Raw genomic sequence first — 242 nt, forward strand, 5'->3', positions numbered from 1 at the left:
GGACCCTCACTCCCTGAAGTCCAACGAGATGGCTCAGTGCAGCTTCCAGCCACAGCAGCCATTGGTCTGCGACACCTTCAAGAACTGCGAGGGCCTCTCCCGTGTTGCCTTCATGGATGGCAACGGTGTGGTGATGCTTGGCAAGGTGGTGAGCTGCGAGCGCAAGGGCGAGGGTGATGACAAGGGTGGCAAGAAGAAGTGAGCCTTGAGCGCTGATGTTCTGAAGACTTTCTTGTTTAAAC

The 242-nt window shown here is 56.2% G+C and carries 1 protein-coding gene; it reads left to right on the top strand.

The annotated features are described in order from the left end of the window. Positions 1 to 202: elongation factor 1-alpha C-terminal domain-related protein (locus ACYQ78_RS40040; RefSeq protein WP_459806224.1), on the top strand; the 202-nt coding region annotated here is incomplete at its 5' end. Positions 203 to 242 lie beyond the last annotated feature (40 nt).

Source organism: Herbidospora sp. RD11066, assembly GCF_054661255.1.